The sequence below is a fragment of the Flavonifractor sp. HCP28S3_F3 genome, from assembly GCF_052065355.1.
Taxonomy (GTDB): Bacteria; Bacillota; Clostridia; order Oscillospirales; family Oscillospiraceae; genus Flavonifractor.
Map to the genome: position 1 here is coordinate 98,015 of NZ_JBQHUF010000001.1, position 22,898 is coordinate 120,912.

The 22,898-nt window shown below is 59.4% G+C and carries 22 protein-coding genes; 19 read left to right on the plus strand and 3 right to left on the minus strand.

Annotated features, from left to right (window positions below; genetic code table 11):
* The 14 genes from ACTNB1_RS00530 to hisE all read left to right on the plus strand — a co-directional run bounded on the left by ACTNB1_RS00530 (position 1) and on the right by hisE (position 14,483).
* Positions 1 to 1,146, plus strand: coding sequence for a 1-deoxy-D-xylulose-5-phosphate reductoisomerase (locus ACTNB1_RS00530; protein WP_441167336.1), 1,146 nt, complete (start codon positions 1 to 3; stop codon positions 1,144 to 1,146).
* Positions 1,147 to 1,161: 15 nt separating this feature from the next.
* Complete coding sequence (locus tag ACTNB1_RS00535) at positions 1,162 to 2,238, plus strand: M50 family metallopeptidase (protein WP_441167337.1); 1,077 nt, start codon at positions 1,162 to 1,164, stop codon at positions 2,236 to 2,238.
* 13 nt (positions 2,239 to 2,251) lie between these two features.
* Positions 2,252 to 3,289: a flavodoxin-dependent (E)-4-hydroxy-3-methylbut-2-enyl-diphosphate synthase gene (ispG, locus tag ACTNB1_RS00540; RefSeq protein ID WP_441167338.1), complete on the plus strand. Its 1,038-nt coding sequence runs from the start codon at positions 2,252 to 2,254 to the stop codon at positions 3,287 to 3,289.
* Between the two features lie 15 nt (positions 3,290 to 3,304).
* The gene (locus tag ACTNB1_RS00545; RefSeq protein ID WP_441167339.1) at positions 3,305 to 7,465 is read left to right on the plus strand and encodes a PolC-type DNA polymerase III; all 4,161 of its coding nucleotides are present in this window, start codon (positions 3,305 to 3,307) and stop codon (positions 7,463 to 7,465) included.
* A gap of 103 nt (positions 7,466 to 7,568) precedes the next feature.
* The gene (gene hisZ, locus ACTNB1_RS00550; protein ID WP_441167340.1) at positions 7,569 to 8,738 is read left to right on the plus strand and encodes an ATP phosphoribosyltransferase regulatory subunit; all 1,170 of its coding nucleotides are present in this window, start codon (positions 7,569 to 7,571) and stop codon (positions 8,736 to 8,738) included.
* Positions 8,735 to 9,376, plus strand: coding sequence for an ATP phosphoribosyltransferase (gene hisG / locus ACTNB1_RS00555; protein ID WP_441167341.1), 642 nt, complete (start codon positions 8,735 to 8,737; stop codon positions 9,374 to 9,376). The genes hisZ and hisG overlap by 4 nt, the downstream gene beginning before the upstream one ends.
* Positions 9,373 to 10,647 (plus strand): histidinol dehydrogenase, encoded by a 1,275-nt coding sequence (gene hisD, locus ACTNB1_RS00560; RefSeq protein ID WP_441167342.1) that lies wholly within the window; start codon positions 9,373 to 9,375, stop codon positions 10,645 to 10,647. Before hisG ends, hisD begins: the two co-directional genes overlap by 4 nt.
* Positions 10,648 to 10,659: 12 nt before the next feature.
* Entirely contained in the window at positions 10,660 to 11,235 is a 576-nt protein-coding gene (hisB, locus tag ACTNB1_RS00565) for an imidazoleglycerol-phosphate dehydratase HisB (protein ID WP_441167343.1), read from the plus strand.
* Positions 11,235 to 11,726 (plus strand): N-acetyltransferase family protein, encoded by a 492-nt coding sequence (locus ACTNB1_RS00570; protein ID WP_441167344.1) that lies wholly within the window; start codon positions 11,235 to 11,237, stop codon positions 11,724 to 11,726. The genes hisB and ACTNB1_RS00570 overlap by 1 nt, the downstream gene beginning before the upstream one ends.
* An 18-nt stretch (positions 11,727 to 11,744) precedes the next feature.
* Positions 11,745 to 12,353: an imidazole glycerol phosphate synthase subunit HisH gene (gene hisH / locus ACTNB1_RS00575; RefSeq protein WP_441167345.1), complete on the plus strand. Its 609-nt coding sequence runs from the start codon at positions 11,745 to 11,747 to the stop codon at positions 12,351 to 12,353.
* A complete protein-coding gene (gene hisA / locus ACTNB1_RS00580; protein WP_441167346.1) occupies positions 12,350 to 13,072 on the plus strand; it encodes a 1-(5-phosphoribosyl)-5-[(5-phosphoribosylamino)methylideneamino]imidazole-4-carboxamide isomerase in 723 nt (240 codons plus the stop codon). The genes hisH and hisA overlap by 4 nt, the downstream gene beginning before the upstream one ends.
* The gene (gene hisF / locus ACTNB1_RS00585; protein ID WP_441167347.1) at positions 13,066 to 13,821 is read left to right on the plus strand and encodes an imidazole glycerol phosphate synthase subunit HisF; all 756 of its coding nucleotides are present in this window, start codon (positions 13,066 to 13,068) and stop codon (positions 13,819 to 13,821) included. Before hisA ends, hisF begins: the two co-directional genes overlap by 7 nt.
* 87 nt (positions 13,822 to 13,908) lie before the next feature.
* A complete protein-coding gene (locus ACTNB1_RS00590) occupies positions 13,909 to 14,157 on the plus strand; it encodes a phosphoribosyl-AMP cyclohydrolase (protein WP_441167727.1) in 249 nt (82 codons plus the stop codon).
* On the plus strand, positions 14,154 to 14,483 hold the full coding sequence (hisE, locus tag ACTNB1_RS00595; protein WP_441167348.1) for a phosphoribosyl-ATP diphosphatase: 330 nt from the start codon (positions 14,154 to 14,156) through the stop codon (positions 14,481 to 14,483). The genes ACTNB1_RS00590 and hisE overlap by 4 nt, the downstream gene beginning before the upstream one ends.
* A gap of 34 nt (positions 14,484 to 14,517) precedes the next feature.
* On the opposite strand, the gene ACTNB1_RS00600 is transcribed toward hisE, so the two are convergent.
* Genes ACTNB1_RS00600 through ACTNB1_RS00610 form a run of 3 tightly spaced genes read right to left on the minus strand, consistent with a single transcriptional unit; the run spans position 14,518 to position 16,670 of the window.
* Complete coding sequence (locus tag ACTNB1_RS00600; RefSeq protein WP_441167349.1) at positions 14,518 to 15,051, minus strand: peptidoglycan-binding domain-containing protein; 534 nt, start codon at positions 15,049 to 15,051, stop codon at positions 14,518 to 14,520.
* Positions 15,052 to 15,065: 14 nt separating this feature from the next.
* A complete protein-coding gene (locus ACTNB1_RS00605) occupies positions 15,066 to 16,268 on the minus strand; it encodes a peptidoglycan-binding protein (RefSeq protein WP_441167350.1) in 1,203 nt (400 codons plus the stop codon).
* 12 nt (positions 16,269 to 16,280) lie between these two features.
* The gene (locus ACTNB1_RS00610; protein ID WP_441167351.1) at positions 16,281 to 16,670 is read right to left on the minus strand and encodes a spore cortex-lytic protein; all 390 of its coding nucleotides are present in this window, start codon (positions 16,668 to 16,670) and stop codon (positions 16,281 to 16,283) included.
* Between the two features lie 148 nt (positions 16,671 to 16,818).
* Between ACTNB1_RS00610 and ACTNB1_RS00615 the strand changes: the two genes are divergently transcribed.
* From ACTNB1_RS00615 to ACTNB1_RS00635, 5 genes are all read left to right on the plus strand, one after another.
* The gene (locus ACTNB1_RS00615) at positions 16,819 to 17,451 is read left to right on the plus strand and encodes a redox-sensing transcriptional repressor Rex (RefSeq protein ID WP_441167352.1); all 633 of its coding nucleotides are present in this window, start codon (positions 16,819 to 16,821) and stop codon (positions 17,449 to 17,451) included.
* Entirely contained in the window at positions 17,448 to 18,587 is a 1,140-nt protein-coding gene (locus ACTNB1_RS00620) for a hypothetical protein (RefSeq protein ID WP_441167353.1), read from the plus strand. Before ACTNB1_RS00615 ends, ACTNB1_RS00620 begins: the two co-directional genes overlap by 4 nt.
* Positions 18,588 to 18,746: 159 nt before the next feature.
* Positions 18,747 to 19,184 (plus strand): MarR family winged helix-turn-helix transcriptional regulator, encoded by a 438-nt coding sequence (locus ACTNB1_RS00625; RefSeq protein ID WP_441167354.1) that lies wholly within the window; start codon positions 18,747 to 18,749, stop codon positions 19,182 to 19,184.
* A gap of 33 nt (positions 19,185 to 19,217) precedes the next feature.
* On the plus strand, positions 19,218 to 20,957 hold the full coding sequence (locus tag ACTNB1_RS00630) for an ABC transporter ATP-binding protein (protein WP_441167355.1): 1,740 nt from the start codon (positions 19,218 to 19,220) through the stop codon (positions 20,955 to 20,957).
* Positions 20,950 to 22,836 (plus strand): ABC transporter ATP-binding protein, encoded by a 1,887-nt coding sequence (locus ACTNB1_RS00635; protein ID WP_441167356.1) that lies wholly within the window; start codon positions 20,950 to 20,952, stop codon positions 22,834 to 22,836. The genes ACTNB1_RS00630 and ACTNB1_RS00635 overlap by 8 nt, the downstream gene beginning before the upstream one ends.
* Positions 22,837 to 22,898: the final 62 nt, after the last annotated feature.

The following is a 22,898-nucleotide window of genomic DNA, read 5'->3' on the forward strand; positions in this document are numbered from 1 at the left end:
ATGAGCAAGTGTATATCGTTATTGGGTTCCACCGGGTCTATCGGGCGGCAGTCACTGGATGTGATTGCCGCCTGTGGCATGACTGTGGCCGCCCTCACCGCCAACCGGGATGTGGAGCGGATGGAGGAGCAGTGCCGTCAGTTTCGCCCGGAGCTGGCGGTGATGATGGACCCGGCCGCCGCTGCGGATCTGCGGGTGCGGCTGAAGGATACCTCCGTCCGGGTGGAGTCTGGAATGGACGGCCTCATTGAGGCGGCCAGCCTGGAGCAGGCGGACACGGTGCTCACCGCTGTGGTGGGTATGGTGGGCCTGCGGCCCACTCTGGCGGCAATCCGCCAGGGTAAGCGGATTGCCCTGGCCAACAAGGAGACGCTGGTGTGTGCAGGAGAGCTGGTGATGGAAGCCGCCGATACCTATGGCGCGGAGATCGTGCCGGTAGATTCCGAGCACTCTGCCATCTTCCAGTGCCTTCAGGGCAGCCGGGACCGGGGTGAGGTCAAACGCCTGATCCTCACCGCTTCCGGTGGGCCTTTCTGGGGCTGGGACAAGGAGAAAATTGCCTCCGCCACGGTAGAGCAGGCCCTGAAGCACCCCAACTGGTCTATGGGAGCTAAGATCACCGTGGACTCAGCCAGCCTGATGAACAAGGGCCTGGAATTTATTGAGGCCATGCGGCTTTACCGCCTGCCTTCGGAGAAAATTTCCATTGTGATCCACCGGGAGAGTATTGTACACTCCCTGGTGGAATACTGTGATAATGCCATCCTGGCTCAGCTGGGGGTGCCGGATATGCGCCTGCCCATCCAGTACGCCCTCACCTGGCCCGCCCGGACAGAGGCGGTGGCAAAACCGCTGGATCTGCTGAGCTGTCCGCCCCTGACCTTCCACGCCCCGGACTATGAGGCATTCCCCTGCCTGTCCCTGGCGCTGGAAGCCGCTCGTACCGGTGGTACCGCCACGGCGGCTCTCAACGGGGCCAATGAGGCGGCGGTGGCCCTGTTCCTGGCGGGCAAGATCCCCTTTGGTCAGATCCCCAGACGGGTGGAGCGGGCCCTGGCGGAGACGCCGGTGGTTGCCAAGCCCACTCTGGAGGATGTGCTGGCTGCCGACCGAGCCGCCCGCGTCTGGGCGGCGGAAACCCTTTGATGCATTGAGGTGCCTATGACCATCTTTTCCATCGTACTCATTATCCTGTTTTTCGGCCTGCTGATTGCCATCCACGAGTTTGGACACTTTATCGCCGCCAAGCTTTTGGGGGTGCGGGTGAATGAATTCGCCATCGGCATGGGTCCCGCCATTTTTTCCCGGGAGAAAGGGGAGACCCTCTATTCCCTCCGTGCCCTTCCCATCGGTGGTTTCTGTGCCATGGAAGGGGAGGAGGAGAGCTCCGATGATCCCCGCTCCTTCCATAACAAGCCCTTTTGGAAAAAGTTCATCATCCTGGTGGCCGGCGCCTTTATGAACTTTGTGGCGGGCCTGATCATCATCCTGGTGATCTTCTTTCTGGTGGGCAGCCCCGCCGCGCCGGTGTTTACCGGTGTGATGGAGGGGGCGGAGGAGGTGCTGGACACCGGCCTGCAGCCCGGCGACCAGTTTTATACTATCGACGGCCACCGCATTTACTTCCAGAGTGATGCGCTGATCTACCTCCAGCGGGCTGGGGAAGATGTGGAAGTGACGGTGCTCCGGGACGGAGAGAAGGTGGACCTGGGCACGATCTCTCTGCCTTACCGGCAGCTGGTGGACGAAAACGGAAACCAGGTGGAGAAGCGTGGCATATACGTGGGCCAGTACTTTGAGGACACCGTATTTACCCGCCTGCAGAACAGCTGGTACCAGGCCATCGACTATGTGCGCATGGTGTGGATGGGCCTGGGTGATATTGTCACCGGTACGATGGGTCTGCGGGATATGTCGGGCGTCATCGGTATCGTTGCCATGGCCGGCGATGTAGGTGAGGCCGGTGCCGAGGCGGCGGGTCTCTTCGGTGCGGTGGTCAATATCCTGGACTTTACCGCCCTTATCGCCATCAACCTGGCGGTGATGAACCTGCTGCCCATTCCCGCCCTGGACGGCGGCCAGATCTTCCTGCTCATCGTCAACGGGATCTACCATCTGTTCAGCAAAAAGTATATCGACCAGAAATATTTGGGCTATGTGAATATGGTGGGCTTCATGGCCCTGATGGCCCTGATGGTGCTGGTAGCCATCAGCGATGTGAGCAAGTTTATCCTGTAGGAGGAAAACGGCAATGACCAGACAGATTCGTGTAGGAGGCGTCCCCGTAGGCGGGGGCGCCCCTGTTACCATACAGTCCATGACCAATACCCGCACGGATGATGTTGCGGCTACTGTGGAGCAGATCAAGCGGTTGGAGACAGCCGGCTGCCAGATCATCCGGGTGGCAGTGCCTGACATGGCCGCCGCCAAAGCGGTGGGCGCCATCCGGGAGCAGATTCACATTCCCCTGGTGGTGGACATCCACTTTGACTATAAGCTGGCGCTGGCCTGTATTGACGCCGGATGTGACGCGGTGCGCATCAACCCCGGCAACATCGGCGGCGAGGACCGGGTGAAGGCGGTGGCTGAGGCGTGTAAGGCCAAGGGACTTCCTATCCGTATTGGGGTCAATGGTGGCTCTCTGGAGAAGCCTCTGCTGGCCAAGTACGGCGGTGTCACTCCGGAAGCGCTGGTGGAATCAGCCTTCGGACATATCGCTCTGCTGGAGAAGTATGACTTCCATGATATCTGCGTGTCTCTCAAGTCCTCCAGCGTGCCGGTGACCATGGCGGCCTATAAGCTCATGAGCGAGAAAAGCGATTATCCGTTACATCTGGGTGTCACTGAGACGGGCACCATCCGTATGGGCACCCTGAAATCCGCCATCGGTATCGGAGGCCTGCTGGCCCTGGGCATCGGAGATACCATGCGGGTCTCCCTGTCTGCCGACCCGGTGGAGGAGGTGCTGGCGGCCAAGTACATCCTGAAGGCTGCCGGCCTGCGGAAAGACGGCCCCGATCTGGTGTCCTGCCCCACCTGTGGCCGTACCCGTATCGACCTGATCGGCCTGGCCAGTGAGGTGGAGGAGCGGCTCAAGACTGTGGACAAGCCTATCACCGTGGCAGTGATGGGATGTGTGGTCAACGGCCCCGGCGAGGCCTCCGCTGCTGACGTGGGTATCGCCGGAGGCAACGGAGAGGGCCTCTTGTTCCGCAAGGGAGAGATTGTGAAAAAAGTGCCCCAGAACCAACTGGTGGACGAACTTTTTGCCCTGATCGAGCAACTGTAAGCAGGAGCGTGTCAAATGCCAGAAGCACAGAAGATCCCATTTCTCAAATTGTTTTCCGCCTGGCATCCGGGTGAGGAGCTGGCCGCGCTGGTGTCCGGCTATCTGGTGACCCAGGCGGTGATTGACAAGCATACCCGTTCCATCAAAGCCTGTGTGGAGTGTGCCGCTCCTCCGGCGGAGGACCTGCGCCGCACCATCGAGCGCAGCCTGTCCCTTACTTATCGGGTGGAAAAGGTGGAGCTGGTGGTGACAGCCCCTGCAGGAGAGCCTGCTCCGGCCCCGGCTCCCATTCCCGTGCCGGAGCCCACCCCCGCGCCTGTCCAGGCCCCTCCCATAGAGGACGAGGCGGCCGCCGCCTTCCGCCGGACAGAAGAGATCCGCCGGAAAGCCCTGGAGGGGCTCAAGACGCCCAAGCCCACGGAGAAAAAGGGGAGCAAGGGGAGCGCCCCCAAGGGCAAGCTGCTCTACGGCAGGCACGAGGTGCGCAGGACCCCTATCCCCATGCGGGAGCTGGAGCTGGACATGGGTACGGTGATTGTGGAGGGAGACGTGTTCGCCCTGGATCATCGGGAACTGAAAAAGCGCGGGGCCTGGGTGGTGTCCTTCGACGTCACCGACTACACAGGGTCCGTGCGCATCAATAAGTTCTTCCCTGGGGACGAGGGCAAGGGCATCGTGGACGGGGTGAAAAAGGGCCAGCGGCTGCTCATTCAGGGCAAGCTGAACATCGACCGCTTCACCGGCGACATGGTGCTGGAACCCTACGCCATCATGGAGACCGACCGGGCTCAGCGGGTGGACGACGCCCCCGAGAAGCGGGTGGAGCTCCACTTACATACCAACATGTCCGCCATGGACGCCCTTACCGCCGTGGGCTCCAAAATGGACTCTCCCATCGGTACCGACAAGAACGTAGTGAAGCGGGCGGAGCGTTGGGGCCACCGGGCCATCGCCATCACCGACCACGGTGTGGCCCACTCCTTCCCCAACGCATGGCACTCCGCCAAGAAGATCAAGATCCTCTACGGAGTGGAGGCTTACTTCGTCAACGACGTGGACGACCGGGTGGTGGTCCACGGAGAGCTGGACCAGCCCCTGGAGGGGGATATCGTCTGCTTTGATATTGAGACCACCGGTCTGGATAACCGCCGGGACCTGATCACCGAGATCGGCGCGGTGGTATTGCGGAACGGGGAAGTGGTGGAGCAGTTCTCCACCTTCGCCGACCCGGAGCGGCCCCTCACCCGGGAAATCACCGAACTCACCGGCATCACCGACCAAATGCTGGAGGGAGCACCCTCCCAGGCGGAGGCCATCAACGCCTTTCTGGACTTCGTGGGAGACCGGCCTCTGGCTGCCCACAATGCAGAGTTTGATATTGGATTCATCGCCGCCGGCTGCCGCAGAATGGGCCGCCCCTTTGAGAATACCTATATCGACAGCCTGATCCTGGCCCAGAACCTGCTGCCTGAGCTGGGCAAATATAAGCTGAATATCGTGGCGGAGCATCTGAATCTGCCCGCCTTCAACCACCACCGAGCCTATGACGACGGAGCTACGGTGGGCTATATGCTGGTACCCTTTTTCGACATGCTGCGGGACAAGGGGGTCCATACCCTCCAGCAGATCAATCCCGCCATGCGCAAGCTGCGCTCCGGCGGGAAGGCCAAGCGGCAGCCCAAGCATCTCATTGTGCTGGCCAAGAACCAGCTGGGTCTGCGCAACCTGTACAAGCTGATCTCTGCCTCCTACCTGGATCATTTCAAGCGCTATCCCATTATGCCCAAGAGCCTCATCGACCAGAACCGGGAGGGGCTCATCATCGGCTCGGCCTGCGAGGCCGGCGAGCTCTTCCAGGCCATCGTCAAACGGAAGGATTTTAAGGAGCTCAAGCGTATCGCCTCCTGGTACGATTTTCTGGAGATCCAGCCTCTGTGCAACAACGCCTTTATGCTCCGTAAGGGTATGGTGCGCAGTGAGGAGGAGCTGCGGGACTTCAACCGTACGGTAGTGGCCTTGGGCGAGGAGCTTGACAAGCCGGTGTGTGCCACCGGCGACGTCCACTTCCTGGACCCGGAGGACGAGATCTACCGCCATATCCTGCTGGCCTCCAAGGGCTTTGAGGACGCCGACTCGCCCCTGCCCCTCTACTTCAAGACTACCCAGGAGATGCTGGACGAGTTTGCCTACCTGGGTAAGGACAAGGCCTATGAGGTGGTGGTGCGCAACACCAACCTGGTGGCCGACTGGTGCGAGGACGTGGTGCCTCTGCCCCAGGGCCTGTTCGCCCCTAAGATCGAAAACTCCGCCGAGGAGCTGACCCGGCTGGTGTGGGATAAGGCCCACGCCCTCTACGGCGAGGAGCCGCCCCAGATCGTGGTGGACCGTATCAACGCGGAGTTGGGCGACATTATTAAATGCAAGTATGACGTGATCTACATGTCCGCCCAGAAACTGGTGCAGGACTCTCTGGATCACGGATATCTGGTTGGCTCCCGTGGTTCGGTGGGATCCTCCCTGGTGGCCTTCATGTCGGGCATCACGGAAGTAAACTCCCTGCCGCCCCACTACCGTTGCCCCAAGTGCAAGCACTCCGACTTTGAGGCGGCCAAAGAACTGGGCATCGGCTGCGGTGCCGATATGCCCGACGCGGTCTGTCCCATCTGCGGCACCCCCTACGACAAGGACGGCTTCAACATCCCCTTTGAGACCTTCCTGGGCTTCGGCGGCGACAAGGTGCCCGATATCGACCTGAACTTCTCCGGCGAGTACCAGTCCAACGCCCACCGATATACCTTTGAACTGTTCGGCCAAACCCACGTGTTCCGGGCGGGCACAATCGGCACCGTGAAGGACAAGATCGCCTTCGGCTATGTCAAGCACTATCTGGACGACCACGGCCTCCACGGCACCCGGGCGGAGGAGAACCGCCTGTCTCTGGGGTGCAGCGGCGTCAAGCGCACCACCGGCCAGCATCCCGGCGGCATGGTGGTTATTCCACAGAACCGTGAGATCTACGACTTCTGCCCGGTGCAGCACCCAGCCGACGACCCCAACAGCGATATCATCACCACCCACTTTGAATACCACTCCATGGAGTCCAACCTGCTGAAGCTGGACATGCTGGGCCACGATGATCCCACCATGATCCGCATGCTCCAGGACCTGACGGGGGTAGACCCGCAGAAGATCCCCCTGGATGACAAGGACACCATGAGCATCTTTACCTCATCCAAGGTGCTGGGATTTGAGGACGACCCCATCCTGGGTCCCACCGGCGCCGTAGCCATCCCGGAGTTCAACACCAAGTTTACCCGAGGCATGCTGGTGGACACCCAACCCCATCAGTTCGATATCCTGCTCCGTCTGTCCGGCTTCTCTCACGGCACCGACGTGTGGCTGGGCAACGCCAGGGATCTGGTGGTGGATCAGGGCATCCCGGTAGGCCAGGCCATCGGCTGTCGTGACGACATCATGCTCTTCCTCATCTCCTGCGGTATGCCGGAGAAGCGCTCTTTCAAGATTATGGAGGCGGTGCGTAAGGGCCGTGGCCTGCCTGACGGTGCCGAGGAAGAGATGAAGGCCGCCGGCGTGCCCGACTGGTACATCGGCTCCTGTAAGAAGATCAAGTATCTGTTCCCCAAGGCCCACGCCGTGGCCTACGTGATGATGGCATTCCGCATCGCCTGGTTCAAGGTCCACCGGCCCCTGGCCTTCTATGCCGCCTTCTTCTCCATCCGCGCCAAGGCATTCGACGCCACCTGCATGTGCATGGGCATGGATGTGTGCAAGGCAAAGATGAAGGAGATTGAGAACAAGGAGAAACCCACTCCCGTGGAGGAGGATATGCTGGTCACCCTGGAAGTGGTGTACGAGTTTTACCTGCGGGGCTTCAGCTTCGAGCCCATGGACCTGTACCGCTCCCACGCGGTCAATTTCCTGCCGGATATGGAGAAGGGCACCCTGCTGCCTCCCTTTACCTCCATTCCCGGCCTGGGCGAGACCGCAGCCTGGTCCATCATGGAGCAGCGTGGAGACAAGAAATTCATCTCCATCGAGGAGTTCTCTGCCGCCTGTCCCAAGGTGTCTAAGACTCACATTGAGCAGCTCAAAGCGGTGGGCGCTCTGGACGACATGCCGGATACCAGCCAGATCACGCTATTTGACGGATTCTAACTGTCCGGAGGGCGGCCTGCGGGCCGCCCTTTTTTTCTTGACAAAAGGTAGATGTTATAGTATAGTAGCGTGGTAAAGCGTGAAAGTAAAAGGGGGAACTCCCGTGAGCATTATCATCAACACCCCGGAAGGCACCCGGGACCGGCTGTTTGCCGAGTGTCAGGAGCGCCGCCAGGTGCAGGCCCGTTTGACCCGCCTGTTCCGGCAGCGGGGTTTTTTGGAGGTGTCCACCCCGGACACGGAATTCTATGATCTGTTTGCCCTGTCGGGCAGCGCGATCCCGCAGGAGCGGATGATCAAGGTGTGGGATCCCAGCGGCAAATTCTGCGTCATGCGGCCCGATTCCACCACACCCATCGCCCGGGTGGCGGCCACCAAGCTGAAGGCGGTGGCCCTGCCTCAGCGGCTGTACTACGACCAGACGGTGTACCGCTCCAACCCCGCCCACAACGGCGGCAGCCGGGAGATCCCCCAGTGCGGCGTAGAGCTCATCGGGGCGGGGGGCAAGAAGGCGGACCTGGAGATCATCGTCACCGCCATCGACGCCCTGCGCTCCTGCGGGGCCCCAAAGTTCCATGTGGAGCTGGGTCACACCGGGTATTTCCGGGAACTGGCTGGCCGGCTGGAGCTGGGGGAGGAAGCGGTAGAGGAGATGCGCGCCCTCATTGAGGGAAAGAACTTTGCCGCCCTCAATGCCTTCCTGGAGCCCCACCGGGGCAACCCGGCCTGCGCCGCTCTGGAGCGGCTCAGCCGCCTGTTCGGCGGGGCGGAGGTGCTCTCCCAGGCGGAGAAGCTGGCGGGCAAAACCCCGGCGGTGGACTATCTGTCCGACCTGTATGACGAGCTGTCCGCCGCGGGCTACGGGGCCTATGTCCGCTTTGACCTGGGCATGGTTCATCAGATCGACTATTACACCGGCGTAGTCTTCCGGGGCTACGTGGAGGGGGCGGGGGACGCCGTTCTCTCCGGCGGCCGGTATGATAACCTGGTGGGGGTGTTCGGCCGGGAGGCTCAGGCTACCGGCTTTGCCGTGGATGTGGATGCGGTGGCCCGTACCCTGCCGGAGATCGCACCCCCGGTGCTGCGCACCGTGGTCCACTACGAGCCGGGCTACCTAGCTCAGGCTCTGGAGGCGGTGGACGGCCGACCCGCCGGTACCAGCGAATTGTCCCCCTGCCGCACCCTGGAGTCCAGCCTGAACCTGGCCCGGGACAAGGGGGCGGAGACCGTGCTGGTCTTTGACAAGGACGGAGAAAGGACGGTGCGGGTATGAGTGAGCGTTTGAGAATCGCTATCACCAAGGGCCGTTTGCTGGACAAAAGCGTGGAGCTCTTTGAGGCGGCGGGCCTGGACTGCTCCCCCATTAAGGACCCGGGCCGGCGTCTAGTCCACAGCCTGCCCAACTACCCCCTGGACGCGGTGCTGGCCAAGGCTCCCGACGTCATCACCTACGTGGAGCACGGAGTGTGCGACTTGGGTATCGTGGGCAAGGATACCATTCTGGAAAAAGGCGGCTCCTTTTATGAGGTGCTGGACCTGGGCTTCGGCAAGTGCCGCTTCGCCCTGGCCGTCAAGCAGGGCAGCGACTTCTATGGCACCTACAAGACCCGGCGGGTGGCCTCCAAGTACCCGGAGGTGACGAAGGCTTTCTTTGCCCAGAAGGGCATGGATGTGGACATCATCAAGATCGAGGGCAGCGTGGAGCTGGCCCCCATCCTGGATCTCACCGACGCCATCGTGGATATCGTGGAGACGGGAGCCACACTGAAGGCCAACGGCCTGGTGCCCATCGAGGATGTGGCCCCGGTGTCCGCCCGGCTCATTGTCAATACCGCCAGCATGAAACTGTATAAAGATCAGATCGCAGACTTTATTGCCCGCTGCGAGGGAGAATTGGAGAAGCGGAAATGATACAGATCGTAAAAGCGGACGGCGCCGCCGAGCGGGCGGTGATGGACGCCATGAAAGCCCGGGCTGCTCAGGCTAACCAGGCCATTGACGCGGCGGCGGCCGAGATTATGGAGACCGTGAAAGAAAAGGGCTTTGAAGCGGTGCGGGACTACTCCCTCCGCTTTGACAAGGCCGAGCCCCGGGAGATCACTCCGGCTGAGCTGGATGCGGCCTATGACCGCTGTCCCGAGGATTTGATCGCCGCCCTGGAGCGGGCGGCGGCCAACATCAAGGACTATAACGAAAAGCTACTCACCCGCACCATGGAGTGGACCTCCCCGGACGGGGGCGTGGTGGGCCGTGTGGTTCGTGGCCTCACCCGTGTGGGTATCTACGTCCCCGGCGGCACTGCCGCCTACCCCAGTAGTGTGCTGATGAACGCGGTGCCCGCTAAGGTGGCAGGGGTGGAGGAGATCGTCATGGTGACCCCTCCCACCGAGAACCTGAACGACGCGGTACTGGCCGCCGCCAAAATTGCCGGGGTAGACCGGGTGATCGCCGTGGGCGGTGCCCAAGCGGTGGCTGCTCTCACCTACGGAGCGGGCTTCATTCCCCGGGTAGATAAGCTGGTAGGCCCCGGCAACGCCTTTGTGGCCGCCGCCAAGCGGCAGGCCTACGGTAAGCTGGACATTGACATGGTGGCCGGTCCCTCCGAGGTGCTGATCATCGCCGACGGCAAGGCCAACCCCAAGTTTGTGGCCGCCGACCTGCTGAGCCAGGCCGAGCACGACAAGTTGGCCTCCGCCGTGCTGCTCACTGATTCCATGGAGCTGGCCCAGGCGGTGGACGCTGAGATCATCCGTCAGACCGGCTACCTCAGCCGGTCCGAGATCATGGAGTGCTCCCTCCGAGACTTCGGCTGTGCTATCGTGTGCGAAAATCTGGCCGACTGCGCCGCCCTGGCCAACGAGATCGCACCGGAGCATCTGGAGATCGTCACGGAAGATCCCCGGGCCCTGCTGCCCTCCATCAAAAACGCCGGTGCGGTGTTCCTGGGTGCCTGGTCCCCGGAGCCCTTGGGGGACTACCTGGCCGGGCCCGACCACGTGCTGCCCACCAGCGGCACCGCCCGGTTCTTCTCGCCCCTCAGCGTGGACAGTTTCCTCAAGACCATGAGCATCATCCAGTACGACCAGGCCAGCCTGGCGCCTATCAAGGACCAGATCATCACCCTGGCCCAGAGCGAAAAACTCACCGCCCACGCCAATTCCATCCAGGTGCGGTTTGAGTAAAGGAGAATGACCATGAGAACAGCCCAACTGACCCGCACCACCAAGGAGACCGACATCCGCCTGACTCTCAGTCTGGAGGGCGGTTCGGTGGAGATCCACACTGGTATCGGATTCTTTGACCACATGCTTACAGCCTTTGCCTTTTACGGCGGCCTGGGCCTGGAGGTGTATGCCAAGGGCGACCTGGAGGTGGACGGCCACCACACCGTGGAGGACGTAGGCATCGTCCTGGGCCAGGCCATGAAGGAGGCCCTGGGAGACCGGAAGGGCATCCGCCGGTTTGCCTCCTGCTATATCCCCATGGACGAGGCCCTGTGCTTTACCGCCCTGGACTTCTCCAACCGGCCTTTTCTGGCCTTTGACGCCGAGATGCCCCAGCCCATGATTGGCGCCTATGACTCCTGCCTCACCGAGGAGTTCCTGCGGGCTTTTGCGGTAAACAGCGGTCTGACCTTACATATGAAGTGTCTGTACGGCAAAAACGCCCACCACATCACCGAGGCCCTGTTCAAGTCCCTGGGCGCGGCGGTGAAGGAGGCTGTCCAGGTCACCGGTACCGGCGTCACCTCCACCAAGGGGGTGCTGTGATGGCAGGGAAGATAACCGTCCGGCCCTACCGGAACGAGGATCTGCCTGCCATAGCTGCCATCTGGAATCAGGTCGTGGAGGACGGCGTGGCCTTTCCTCAGGAGGAGCCGCTGGACGCGGCGGGAGCGGCGGCCTTTTTCGCCGGCCAGAGCCACACCGCCGTGGCGGAGCAGGATGGGGAAGTGGTGGGGCTGTACATTCTCCACCCCAACAATGTGGGGCGCTGCGGCCACATCGCCAACGCCAGCTACGGCGTGCGCCGGGACAAGCGGGGCCTGGGCGTGGGCCGGGTCCTGGTGGAGGACAGCCTGGCGGCTTGTGGTGCGCTGGGTTTCCGGCTGCTCCAGTTCAACGCTGTGGTGGCCAGCAACCTGGGCGCCATCGCCCTGTATGAGTCCCTGGGCTTTGTGCGGTTGGGAACCATCCCCGGAGGCTTCCGCTCGAAGGACGGCGGATATGAAGATATTATCGTCTTTTACCACAGGGTATAAGGCGGAAGGAGAGAGAGCATGGGCTATACTGCCATTGTGGACTACGGCGTGGGCAATCTGAAAAGCGTTACCAACGCCATGGACTATCTGGGGCTGAAGACCTGCATTACCAGCGACCGAAAGGAGCTAGAGCTGGCCGACGCCATCATTCTGCCCGGTGTGGGGGCTTTCCCCGATGCAGCGGATAAGCTTCGTGCCACCGGCCTGGATCAGGTGCTGATCGCCCAGGCAAAGCGAAAGCCTATTCTGGGCATCTGCCTGGGGATGCAGCTGCTGCTGGACCGGGGAGAGGAAGTGCGGGAGTGCGCCGGGCTGGGCCTAGTGCCCGGCTCGGTCCGCAAAATTGAGACCCAATTGAAGCTGCCCCACATCGGCTGGAACAGCTTGAGCTTCCCCAACCCCTCGCCCTTGTTCGTCGGGGTGGAGGAGGGAAGCTATGTCTACTTTGTCCACTCTTTCTGTGCCGTGGCGGATGACCCCAAAACCGTCATCGCACAGACTGACTACGGTGTGCCGGTGACAGCTGCGGTGCAGAAGGGCAACGTGTACGGCTGCCAGTTCCACCCGGAGAAAAGCGGCGAGGTGGGCTTGCAGATTTTACGGAATTTCGGAGGGCTGAACGCATGATTTTGTTTCCAGCCATTGATTTGAAGAACGGCCAGGCGGTGCGCCTGTACAAGGGTGACTTTGCCACCGCCCACCAGGTGGCCTCCGACCCTCTGGCCGTTGCCAGGGATTTTTATAACGCCGGGGCCCGGTACATCCATATGGTGGATCTGGACGGGGCTCGCAGCGGGGCGCGGCAGAACGGTTCCATCGTGCAGGCGGTGGCGGAGCAGTCCGGCCTGAAGGTGGAGCTGGGGGGCGGTATCCGCAGCCTGGCCGACCTGGAGGAAGTTTTTTCTCTGGGGGTGTGGCGGTGCGTCATCGGCTCCGCCGCTGTCAGTCACCCGGAGTTTGTGAAAGAGGCTGTGGAAAAGTACGGCCAGCGGGTAGCCGTGGGCATCGACGCCATGGATGGCATCGTGAAGACCGCCGGGTGGGAGCAGTCCTCCGGACTGAACTACCTGGATTTTGCCAAATCCATGGAGCAGTTGGGGGTACAGACCATTATCTTCACCGACATTGCCACCGACGGTATGCTGTCCGGCCCCTCTTTTGACCGGCTGGCCGCGCTGCAAAAGGCGGTGAGCTGTCAGATCACCGCCTCTGGTGGGGTGTCCTCCAACGAGGACCTGTCCAAATTGAACGGGATGGGCCTGTACGGGGCCATCATCGGCAAAGCCTATTACGCCGGGACGGTGGATCTGCCCCGGGCGGTAAAGGAGGCGGGCGAACAGTGCTAGCCAAACGCATCATCCCCTGCCTGGACGTGCGGGACGGCCGGGTGGTGAAGGGGGTCAACTTTGTCAATATCCGGGACGCCGGCGACCCGGTGGAGCTGGCCAAATACTATTCCGATCAGGGTGCCGACGAGATCGTGTTTCTGGATATCACCGCCACCAGCGACGCCAGGGATACCGTGGCCGACGTGGTGGAGCGCACCGCCGCCCAGGTATTTGTCCCTCTGACGGTGGGGGGCGGCATCCGCACCGTGGAGGACTTCCAGAGGCTGCTGCGGGCGGGGGCGGACAAGATTTCGGTGAATTCCGCCGCCGTGGCCCGACCTGAATTGATTTCTGAGGCGGCGGAGCGGTTTGGTTCCCAGTGTGTGGTGCTGGCCGCCGATGCCCGTGCCCAAGGCGATGGTACCTGGGAAGTGGTGGTGGCCGGAGGGCGGAAGCCCACCGGTATGGACCTGATAGAATGGGTAAAGAAAGCGGAGTCTCTGGGTGCAGGGGAAATTTTGCTTACTTCCATGGACGCCGACGGCACCAAGGCGGGTTTTGACCTTGCCATGACGAAGGCGGTCACCGACGCGGTGTCCATTCCCGTTATTGCCTCCGGCGGCTGCGGCTCCCTGGCCCATTTCGCGGAGGTGTTTGAGCAGACCAATTGCGACGCCGCCCTGGCGGCCTCCCTGTTCCACTTCGGGGAGCTGACAGTACCCCAGGTGAAGGACTATCTCCGCGGCCAGAATATCCCCGTGAGGTGAACCATGGACTTTGATTTGAATTTGTTGTTCCAGAAATCCGACCTGATCCCCGTCATCATCTAGGACGCGGAGACCAGGGACATTTTGATGCTGGGCTTCACCAATCAGGAGGCGGTGGAGCTGACCCTGAAGACCAAGACCGCCTGGTTCTGGTCCCGCAGCCGTCAGAAGCTGTGGAACAAGGGGGAGAGCTCGGGCCACTTCCTCCACGTGAAGAAGGTGGTCACTGATTGCGACACCGATACCCTGCTGTATCTCTGTGTGCCGGAGGGCCCCACCTGCCACACCGGGGCCAAAAGCTGCTTTTTTAATGATATTTGGGAGGAAACCACATGAACGATACCGTATTGCAGGACCTGTACCAGGTCGTGCTGAACCGTAAAAGTGATCCCCAGGAGGGTTCCTATACCTGCTACCTGTTCGATAAGGGACTGGACAAGATTTTGAAGAAGGTGGGGGAGGAGTGCTCCGAGACCATCATCGCCGCCAAGAACGGCAAGCAGGAGGAGACCGTGGGGGAAATTTCCGATCTGATTTACCACCTGATGGTGATGATGGCCGACCAGAATATCCCCCTGGACGCGGTGCTGGCTGAGCTGGAGCGCCGCAGCCACAAAATTGGCAACCTGAAGAAAATGAAGACTGTAGACCACGAGACCTAAAAAAGAGGCGCTGCTATAACAGCGCCTCTTTTCTTTATGCCTGGCCGTAAGTAACAAACATAGTGTACAGCCGGCTGATGGTGTTCCAGCTGTCCTGATCCAGAATACCGGTCTCGGGACGGCCGTCCAGCCGCTGGATCCAGCGGATATTGTGTTGGGTGGCGGCATCATTGTAGCCGGAAACGGGGCTGGACTCCACTCCGTCCAGCAGCCGGGCAAGCCCCCGGAACATGGACTGCACCAGGTAGAGATGAATGCTGTCCTGACCGGGCTGGACGGAGAAATCACAGTTGGGATAGCCCCGGCAGGGGATAGGTCCATTCAGCCGGGCCTTTGCCTGGAGGTAGAGCGCAGCGATGGCATCCCAGGTGGCCTGATTTACCTGTCCTGTTACAGGAGGGAAAAGCTCCCGCTGGAACAGCATGACAGCCTCCAGAGTACGCTCTCCGAAAATTCCATCTGGAGTAAGCCGGGGGAGAAAATCATATACGAAGGACAGCTCCCGCAGCATCGTCTGTAGACTGCGGACGCTCTGCCCGATGAGACGGATCTCTTGGGATGGGATCATGTGGATGCTCCTCTCTAATCAGCCGACCCCAACGTCAGGGGCTGGCCGGGGTACTGAGTCAGGCCGGTGGCCTGGCTCTCAGGCAGATCGGGCCGGAACTGCTCTGGGATCACATTGGTGTAGGTGCTGACGGTGTCTACGATACCGGCATACAGCCGGTAGAGAGCGGCCCAGGTCTGAGGTCCCATGATGCCGTCCTGGGTCAGACCGCTCATCCGCTGCACGGCGATGACGGCGTTTTTAGTAGCCGGACCGTAAATACCGTCTATGGCCACGGTCGGAATGTTGTTGTAGAACTCTGCTACCACGGAGAGCACATATTGAATGACTTTTACCGATTCGCCCCGGTCTCCCTCCCGCAGCACGTTGGGGAAGGGCTGGCTTCCGCTGCCAGGGTAATAGGTCTGCCCCTGGCTGATGAGCTCCGCCAAATCCAGCACACCCACATAGAGGAAGACCATTTTATACCAGGTGGAGTTACCTACGATGCCATCGGGGGTCAGGTCAAAGATTTCCTGGAATTTCTTGACCGCCGCCTCAGTGGAGGGACCAAAGATGCCATCCACCGGGTAGACTTTGGGAATAGCGGGGTAATCCCGGGAGATGCGGTTGAGCATGACCTGGATACGCTGTACTGCTTCTCCGCTGTCGTACCGGCGGATGGGATAGCCTGGATAGGAGTAGCGGATACCCTGTACCGGAGCATTGGTCACCAGCTCAATATTGTCACCGTAATAGTAGCGCAGGATGGACATATAGTCTGCCCCCTCCTCCGCCATGGCCTGACTGCCCCACTGAGATAAGCCGTCACAGGTGACGGTAGTACCGTTGCAGAATTTAGCGGCCAGCGGCTCTACAAAACCGATGCGCCGTATGTAGGAGTTGAACATTTCGTCCACCAACTGGCTGATGTTCTCAAAAATATTGCGGCCTTTAATAAACTTTTGATCATAGGCGGTGGAGGATGTGATATTGAAGGGGTAGCCCCGGCTGGGGTAGAATTCGGTATATACCCGGTTTAGGGCAAAAGAAATGATGGCCAGGATATTGGCCTGAAGAGCGGCGGTTTCCCAGGTGGGATAGATCTCACTGGAGGCCACGTTCTTTACATACTCAGGGAAGGAAACGGTGACATTTTCCGCACTGGAGCCGGGCGGTCCCAGATGAACGGTGATATATTGTGGCACGTAAGGCGTGACAGGAAGTGATTCGGGCATATGCTCCCCTCCTTACAGGTTTTGGGGCGGGATGTTCACCGGCGATTCCGGCAGCAGTGTTGCGGTGTTCTCCGGCAGTGGGATCAGCTCAAGCTCCTGGAGGGTCTGGGTACCGGGGAAAATCTGTACGTTTTCCACTACCAGAAGCTCGTATCCAGGAGACTCCGCCCAAATATCGCATACGGAGAAGGGATCCGTCGTCCCGGGAGATTCGCTGGCTGAGGCGTTGGGAGTGGATACCTGTACCGGCGCGGTGCGGCCGTTGGCGTCGGTTACCCGCACCGCCAGCAGAATGTGCCGCCCCTCATGTCCCCGCTGGGTAAAGGCTACAGTGGCACCGCCTACGGGGATTTGAGCCCGGGAGGTGTAGACACGGGTCAGAATGGTTCCGTAAGATTCCAAATGACATTCCTCCTTTTACGGTATCCTATGCGAGGCTGGGGTCGTCCGTTCCTGTGGAATTGTCCGGAGACGTTGACATTACGGTTTGTTTCGAGTAAACTGAATAGGAACGACTGGCAGTTATACTCTGGAAAGAGTGTGATTTGATATGAAAAAGCAAAAGGTATCCAGTGCGGTGATCCGCCGTCTGCCCAGATATTACCGGCACCTGAATGATCTGTATCTGGCGGGCGTGGAGCGCATTTCCTCCAACGCTCTGGGCAATTCCCTGGGGCTCACCGCCTCCCAGATCCGGCAGGATCTCTCCTGCTTCGGCGAGTTTGGGCAGCAGGGCTACGGCTATAATGTGGGAACCCTGCGGGACGAGGTGGCCGATATTCTGGGCATGAACCGCGGGCATACTGCGGTGATCCTGGGCGTAGGTAACCTGGGCCGGGCACTGATGGAGAATTTCCACTTTGACCGTTCCGGTGTGATGCTGGCCGCAGCCTTTGATGTGGCGCCGGATGTGGTGGGACGGGAGGTATCCAAGGTCCCGGTCTATCATGTGGACCAGTTGGAGGACTATCTGTCCCGTCAGCCCGCCAGCATCGGCGTGCTTACCGTTCCCGGCCGGGTGGCCCCCGGTATCGCCAATCGGCTGGTGCGTTCCGGTGTCAAGGGAATCTGGAATTTTACCAACATTGAGCTCTCTCTGGACGCTCCGGATGTGGTGGTGGAAGACGTCCACTTTGCAGACAGCCTGCTGGCACTGAGTTATATGATTTCGGAGGCGCCATGAAGAAACCCGCAGTTATCCTGCTTACAGCAGCCATTCTGGTGAGCGGCGCGGCAGTTTATGCAGCCAATACCTTGGATGGGGATTCCCTGATATCGAAAAGCTACATTACCAATACCTTTCTGCCGGATGTGGAAAAGCAGGTGTCTCAGCGGATCGAGGAAAAGACGGAGGACACCTATCAGTCTGCCCTTACTGATCTGAACCAGAAGCACAGCACCTATTTGGCCCTGGCTGGCGGTGAGCAGAGCTATGCATCTTCCTTTACTGATTTGCGCTTTAAAAAGGGCGATGTCGTGACCCTCACTGCGGGCTCCGGCGGGATGCTGCTGGCAGGCAGTGCCAGCCTGTCCTATACGGGCGGTGCGGTGGTGGATGTGACGGCAGGGCAGACGGTTGCCTCTGGCGGCAGTCTGAGTCAGCGGCACCGCTACCTGGCGGGGGAGAATACCACAGCCAGTATCACTATCACTTCCGACACAGCGGTTCTGGATGTAGAGGGGTACTATTCCACAATGCTCAGCACCAGTGTGGACTATAACGCGCTGGCTGATGCTCTGTTTGAAATGGGGCTGTTCCAGGGCAGTGGTACCGCTTATGGCAGCGGCTATGACCTGGAGGTGCCCTCCACTCGGATCATGGGTGTGGTGATGTTCCTCCGCCTGATTGGCGAGGAGCAGGCAGCCCTGTCCAGCACAGCTGTAAACCCCTTTGCGGATACGCCTGCCTGGTGTGACCGCTATGTGGCGTACGCCTTTGAAAAAGGCTATACCAACGGTGTGGGGGAGAATGCCGCCGGGCAGCTTTTGTTTGCACCTGATCGGCAGATCTCTGCAAATGAGTACATGACCCTGATCCTTCGGGCTCTGGGCTATACGGACAGCGGAACCGCTCCCGATTTCACCTGGGATACCGCTGTGAGCAAGAGCGTATCCTACGGGGTACTTACCAGTGGAGAGCAGGCAATGCTGTCTCAGAGCAGTTTTCTGCGAGCCCAAGTAGTATATCTGTCCTATTTCTCTCTGAATGCCTCTATGAAAAATGGGGGTGTCCTGTTGGATCGAACGGTAGCCAGCAGCGGCTTGGGACGGAGTGAATTTGAACGAATCATGTCTGGGGTGAAGGTACCCCGCCTGTAAAAATCAAAGACCGCCGCCATGGGAGCTCCCATGGCGGCGGTCTTTTTCTCTGTCAGAATGTACAGGCAGGAAAAGACCGAGTTTTGTGGATGTTGTGCATTGACAACAGTTAGCAATGCAACTAAAATAATCAGTATTGCAAGGAAAGGAGGTGGTCGGATGCATCAGGAGCAGCACGTGGGATATGAGATTAAGGCTCTGGCCAACCTTCTGCGGCGCAAGGTATTGGAGACCACCACAGGAACGCCGGAGGGCGACGAATTCACTGAGATGCAGGCGAAAATATTAGGCTTTCTGTGCCACAACCGTGACCAGGAAGTATGCCAGAAAGACATTGAGGAAGCGTTTTATATTCGCAGGTCTACCGCATCCCGTCTGCTGAAACGCCTGGAGGCGGAGGGATTTATCGTGCGCCAGTCCGTATCCCGGGATGCCAGACTCAAGCAGGTGAGCACTACGCCCAAAGCGGATGCGTTGTTTCAGGAGATCAACAAACGGATCTCCCACGTGGAGGAGACTTTGACGCGGGGACTATCTCAACAGGAAGTAGAGCAGTTTCTGGTCACAGTAGAGAAACTGAAACAGAATCTGATGTAAGTGCAGACCAACAGCGATCCAAGGAGGAAACCTATGAAGAAGAAACGAGGATTGACAAGCTGTATCCAGGAATTCTGGAAGGACACCATCCTGACACCTATTTTCGTCATCGGCGAAGTGGCGTTTGATGTGCTGATCCCCATGATGACCGGCAAACTGCTGGACGAAGGCGTAAAAGCGGGCAGCATGGAGCATATCATCCGCTATGGTGTATTGGTGGTGGTCATGGCCTTGATGGCTCTGTTGCTGGGCGCATTGTCCGGCCGGTTTGCCGCCAGGGCATCCACCGGCTTCTCCCGCAATCTGCGCCGGGAGATGTACCGGAATGTACAGAAGTTTTCGTTTTCCAACATTGATAAATTCTCTACCGGCGGCATTATCACCCGCCTGACCACCGACGTAACCAATGTTCAGATGGCATTTATGATGGTCATCCGCATTGCGGTGCGCTGCCCCATTATGCTGATCTGCGCCTGGGGCCTCACGTTTACCATCAATCCCAAACTGGCGCTGATTTTCCTGGTGGTCATCCCCATTTTGGCTGTGGGAATCCTGATCATTATGAAGTCGGCCCATCCCCTCTTCGAGCGGGTGTTTAAGAAGTACGACTGGCTGAACAATGTGGTACAGGAAAACCTGCTGGGCATTCGTGTGGTGAAGTCCTTTGTGCGGGAGGACCACGAGAAGGAGAAGTTCGGCAAGGTATCCAACGAGATCTACATGGACTTTTCCAAAGCTGAAAAGATCGTGGCCTTCAACATGCCTTTGATGCAGATCTGTGTCTATGCCTGTATGCTCACCGTTTCCTGGCTGGGCGCAAACCTGGTGGTGGGCGGCGAACTGACCACCGGCCAGCTCACCAGTATGTTCAGCTATATCATGATGATCCTCATGAGCCTGATGATGCTGTCCATGGTGCTGGTGATGATCATCATTTCCCGGGCTTCCGCCGAGCGTATCATCGAATTGCTCAACGAAGAGAGCGACCTGAAGAACGGCCCCAAACCTATCTTTGAGGTGAAAGACGGCTCTGTGGTGTTCGAGAACGTCAGCTTCAGCTATGCCAAGGATCCTACAAAGGAATGTCTGAAGGATGTGAATCTCACCATCAACTCCGGCGAGACGGTAGGCATCCTGGGTGGTACCGGTACCTCCAAAACCACTCTGGTCCAGCTCATCCCCCGCCTGTATGATGCCACCGAAGGCCGTGTGCTGGTTGGCGGCGTGGATGTGAAGGATTATGATATGGAGGCCCTCCGTGAGCAGGTGGCCATGGTGCTCCAGAAGAACGTGCTGTTCTCCGGTACTATTAAGGAGAACCTGCGCTGGGGCAATAAGGAGGCTACTGATGAAGAGATGGTCCGGGTGTGTAAGCTGGCCCAGGCCGACCCCTTCATTCAGGAGTTCCCCGACAAGTATGATACCCACATCGAGCAGGGCGGCTCCAACGTGTCCGGCGGCCAGAAGCAGCGCCTGTGTATTGCCCGCGCTCTGCTGAAGAAGCCCAAGATCCTAATCCTGGACGACTCCACCTCCGCAGTGGATACCAAGACCGACGCCTTGATCCGCAAGGCCTTCCGTGAGGAGATCCCGGAGACCACCAAGTTCATCATTGCTCAGCGTATCTCCTCGATTGAGGACGCCGACAAGATCCTGGTGATGGACGGCGGAAAGATCGCCGCCATGGGCACCCATGAGGAGCTGCTCCAGAACTGTGACATTTACCGCGAAATCTATGAGTCTCAGACGAAGGGAGGCAGCGACGATGAATAAGAAAGGGAATATGCCTCCTGTCAAAAAATCTCACACGGTGCGCCGTCTGATGAGCTATGTGGGCCGGGGCTATGGCATAAAGTTTGTTCTGGTCCTGCTGTGCATTTTGGTCAGCGCGATCGCATCCGTGTCCGGATCTCTGTTCCTGGGCTCTCTGATCGACGACTATATTACACCTCTGCTGGCTATGGACAATCCGGTGTTTGATGGTTTGGTCCGCGCTCTGATTATGATGGGCTGTCTGTATCTCACCGGCGCACTGTGCGCCCTGGCGTATAACCGCCTGATGGTTACCATTTCCCAGGGTGTGCAGAAAAAGATCCGTGATGATCTGTTCGGCCACATGCAGTCCCTGCCCATCAAGTATTTTGACACCCATGCCCACGGCGACGTGATGAGTGTCTACACCAACGACGTGGACACCCTGCGTCAGATGTTCTCCCAGAGCATTCCCCAGGTCATTAACTCCACCATGATGATCGTGGTGGCCTTCATTGGTATGCTGTCCACCAATCTGCTGCTGACCGGTGTAGTCATCCTGTGCATCATCGTCATGCTGACGGTGACCCGCTTCCTGGCCGGGCGCAGTGGCCGCTACTTTGTCCGCCAGCAGGTGAAGCTGGGCGATCTGAACGGCTATATTGAAGAGATGATCAACGGCCAGAAGGTAGTTAAGGTTTTCTGCCACGAGCAGGAGGCCCAGGAGGGTTTTGATCGCGTAAATGACGCTCTGTGTGCCAGCGCCGACAAAGCCAACAAGTACGCCAACATCCTCATGCCCATCCTCATCAATATCGGCAATATTCAGTACGTGATCATCGCTATGGCCGGCGGTGCTCTGGCTCTCAGCGGTGTGGGTTCCGGCATCACTCTGGGTGTCATCGCCACCTTCCTTCAGCTGTCCAAGAGCCTGACCAACCCCATCAGCCAGATCTCTCAGCAGCTCAACTCGGTAGTTATGGCCCTGGCCGGCGCTCAGCGGATCTTTGATCTGATGGATGAGCCCGCCGAGGAGGACCACGGCAAGGTGACCCTGGTGAACGTCTCCTTTGATAAGGAAGGCAACATCCATGAGACTGAACAGCGCACCAATATCTGGGCCTGGAAGGTGCCCCAGGATGACGGCAGCTATGACTATGTGCGCCTCACCGGCGACGTGCGCTTTGACGACGTGGACTTCGCCTACGAGGAGGGCAAGACCATCCTCCACGACATTACCCTGTTCGCCAAACCTGGCCAGAAGCTGGCCTTCGTGGGTGCCACCGGTGCGGGTAAGACCACCATCACCAACCTGATCAACCGGTTCTATGATATCGCAGACGGCAAGATCCGGTATGATGGCATCTCCATCAATGACATTCACAAGCCCGACCTCCGGCGCTCTCTGGGTATTGTGCTTCAGGATACCAACCTGTTCACCGGTACTGTCCGGGAGAACATCCGCTACGGCAACCTGAACGCCACCGATGAGGAGGTAGAGGCCGCTGCCGCCCTGGCCAATGCAGACGACTTCATCCGCCGCCTGCCCCAGGGGTATGACACTATGCTGACTGGCAACGGTGCAAACCTGTCTCAGGGCCAGCGGCAGCTCATCGCCATTGCCCGAGCTGCTGTGGCCGATCCCCCGGTGATGATCCTGGACGAGGCAACCTCTTCCATTGATACCCGCACCGAGGCCATTGTCCAGCGAGGCATGGACGCTCTGATGAGCGGCCGTACTGTGTTCGTCATCGCCCACCGGCTGTCTACTGTCCGCAACTCCGACGCCATCATGGTACTGGACCACGGCCGTATCGTGGAGCGGGGCAGCCACGAGGATCTGATTGCCCAGCACGGCCTGTACTATCAGCTGTACACCGGCGCATTTGAATTGGAATAAAAATTTGCCCATAATCTACACCCCTCTGCCTGCCTGGCATAGTATGGAATGAGACCGGGCCG

Bases quoted from the DNA above. Each gene is read 5' to 3' on its own strand.
- ACTNB1_RS00530 (WP_441167336.1), top strand. From the start codon at position 1: ATGAGCAAGTGTATATCGTTATTGGGTTCCACCGGGTCTATCGGGCGG.
- ACTNB1_RS00535 (WP_441167337.1), top strand. From the start codon at position 1,162: ATGACCATCTTTTCCATCGTACTCATTATCCTGTTTTTCGGCCTGCTG.
- ispG (WP_441167338.1), top strand. From the start codon at position 2,252: ATGACCAGACAGATTCGTGTAGGAGGCGTCCCCGTAGGCGGGGGCGCC.
- ACTNB1_RS00545 (WP_441167339.1), top strand. From the start codon at position 3,305: ATGCCAGAAGCACAGAAGATCCCATTTCTCAAATTGTTTTCCGCCTGG.
- hisG (WP_441167341.1), top strand. From the start codon at position 8,735: ATGAGTGAGCGTTTGAGAATCGCTATCACCAAGGGCCGTTTGCTGGAC.
- hisD (WP_441167342.1), top strand. From the start codon at position 9,373: ATGATACAGATCGTAAAAGCGGACGGCGCCGCCGAGCGGGCGGTGATG.
- hisB (WP_441167343.1), top strand. From the start codon at position 10,660: ATGAGAACAGCCCAACTGACCCGCACCACCAAGGAGACCGACATCCGC.
- ACTNB1_RS00570 (WP_441167344.1), top strand. From the start codon at position 11,235: ATGGCAGGGAAGATAACCGTCCGGCCCTACCGGAACGAGGATCTGCCT.
- hisH (WP_441167345.1), top strand. From the start codon at position 11,745: ATGGGCTATACTGCCATTGTGGACTACGGCGTGGGCAATCTGAAAAGC.
- hisA (WP_441167346.1), top strand. From the start codon at position 12,350: ATGATTTTGTTTCCAGCCATTGATTTGAAGAACGGCCAGGCGGTGCGC.
- ACTNB1_RS00590 (WP_441167727.1), top strand. From the start codon at position 13,909: ATGCTGGGCTTCACCAATCAGGAGGCGGTGGAGCTGACCCTGAAGACC.
- hisE (WP_441167348.1), top strand. From the start codon at position 14,154: ATGAACGATACCGTATTGCAGGACCTGTACCAGGTCGTGCTGAACCGT.
- ACTNB1_RS00600 (WP_441167349.1), bottom strand. From the start codon at position 15,051: ATGATCCCATCCCAAGAGATCCGTCTCATCGGGCAGAGCGTCCGCAGT.
- ACTNB1_RS00605 (WP_441167350.1), bottom strand. From the start codon at position 16,268: ATGCCCGAATCACTTCCTGTCACGCCTTACGTGCCACAATATATCACC.
- ACTNB1_RS00615 (WP_441167352.1), top strand. From the start codon at position 16,819: ATGAAAAAGCAAAAGGTATCCAGTGCGGTGATCCGCCGTCTGCCCAGA.
- ACTNB1_RS00620 (WP_441167353.1), top strand. From the start codon at position 17,448: ATGAAGAAACCCGCAGTTATCCTGCTTACAGCAGCCATTCTGGTGAGC.
- ACTNB1_RS00625 (WP_441167354.1), top strand. From the start codon at position 18,747: ATGCATCAGGAGCAGCACGTGGGATATGAGATTAAGGCTCTGGCCAAC.
- ACTNB1_RS00630 (WP_441167355.1), top strand. From the start codon at position 19,218: ATGAAGAAGAAACGAGGATTGACAAGCTGTATCCAGGAATTCTGGAAG.
- ACTNB1_RS00635 (WP_441167356.1), top strand. From the start codon at position 20,950: ATGAATAAGAAAGGGAATATGCCTCCTGTCAAAAAATCTCACACGGTG.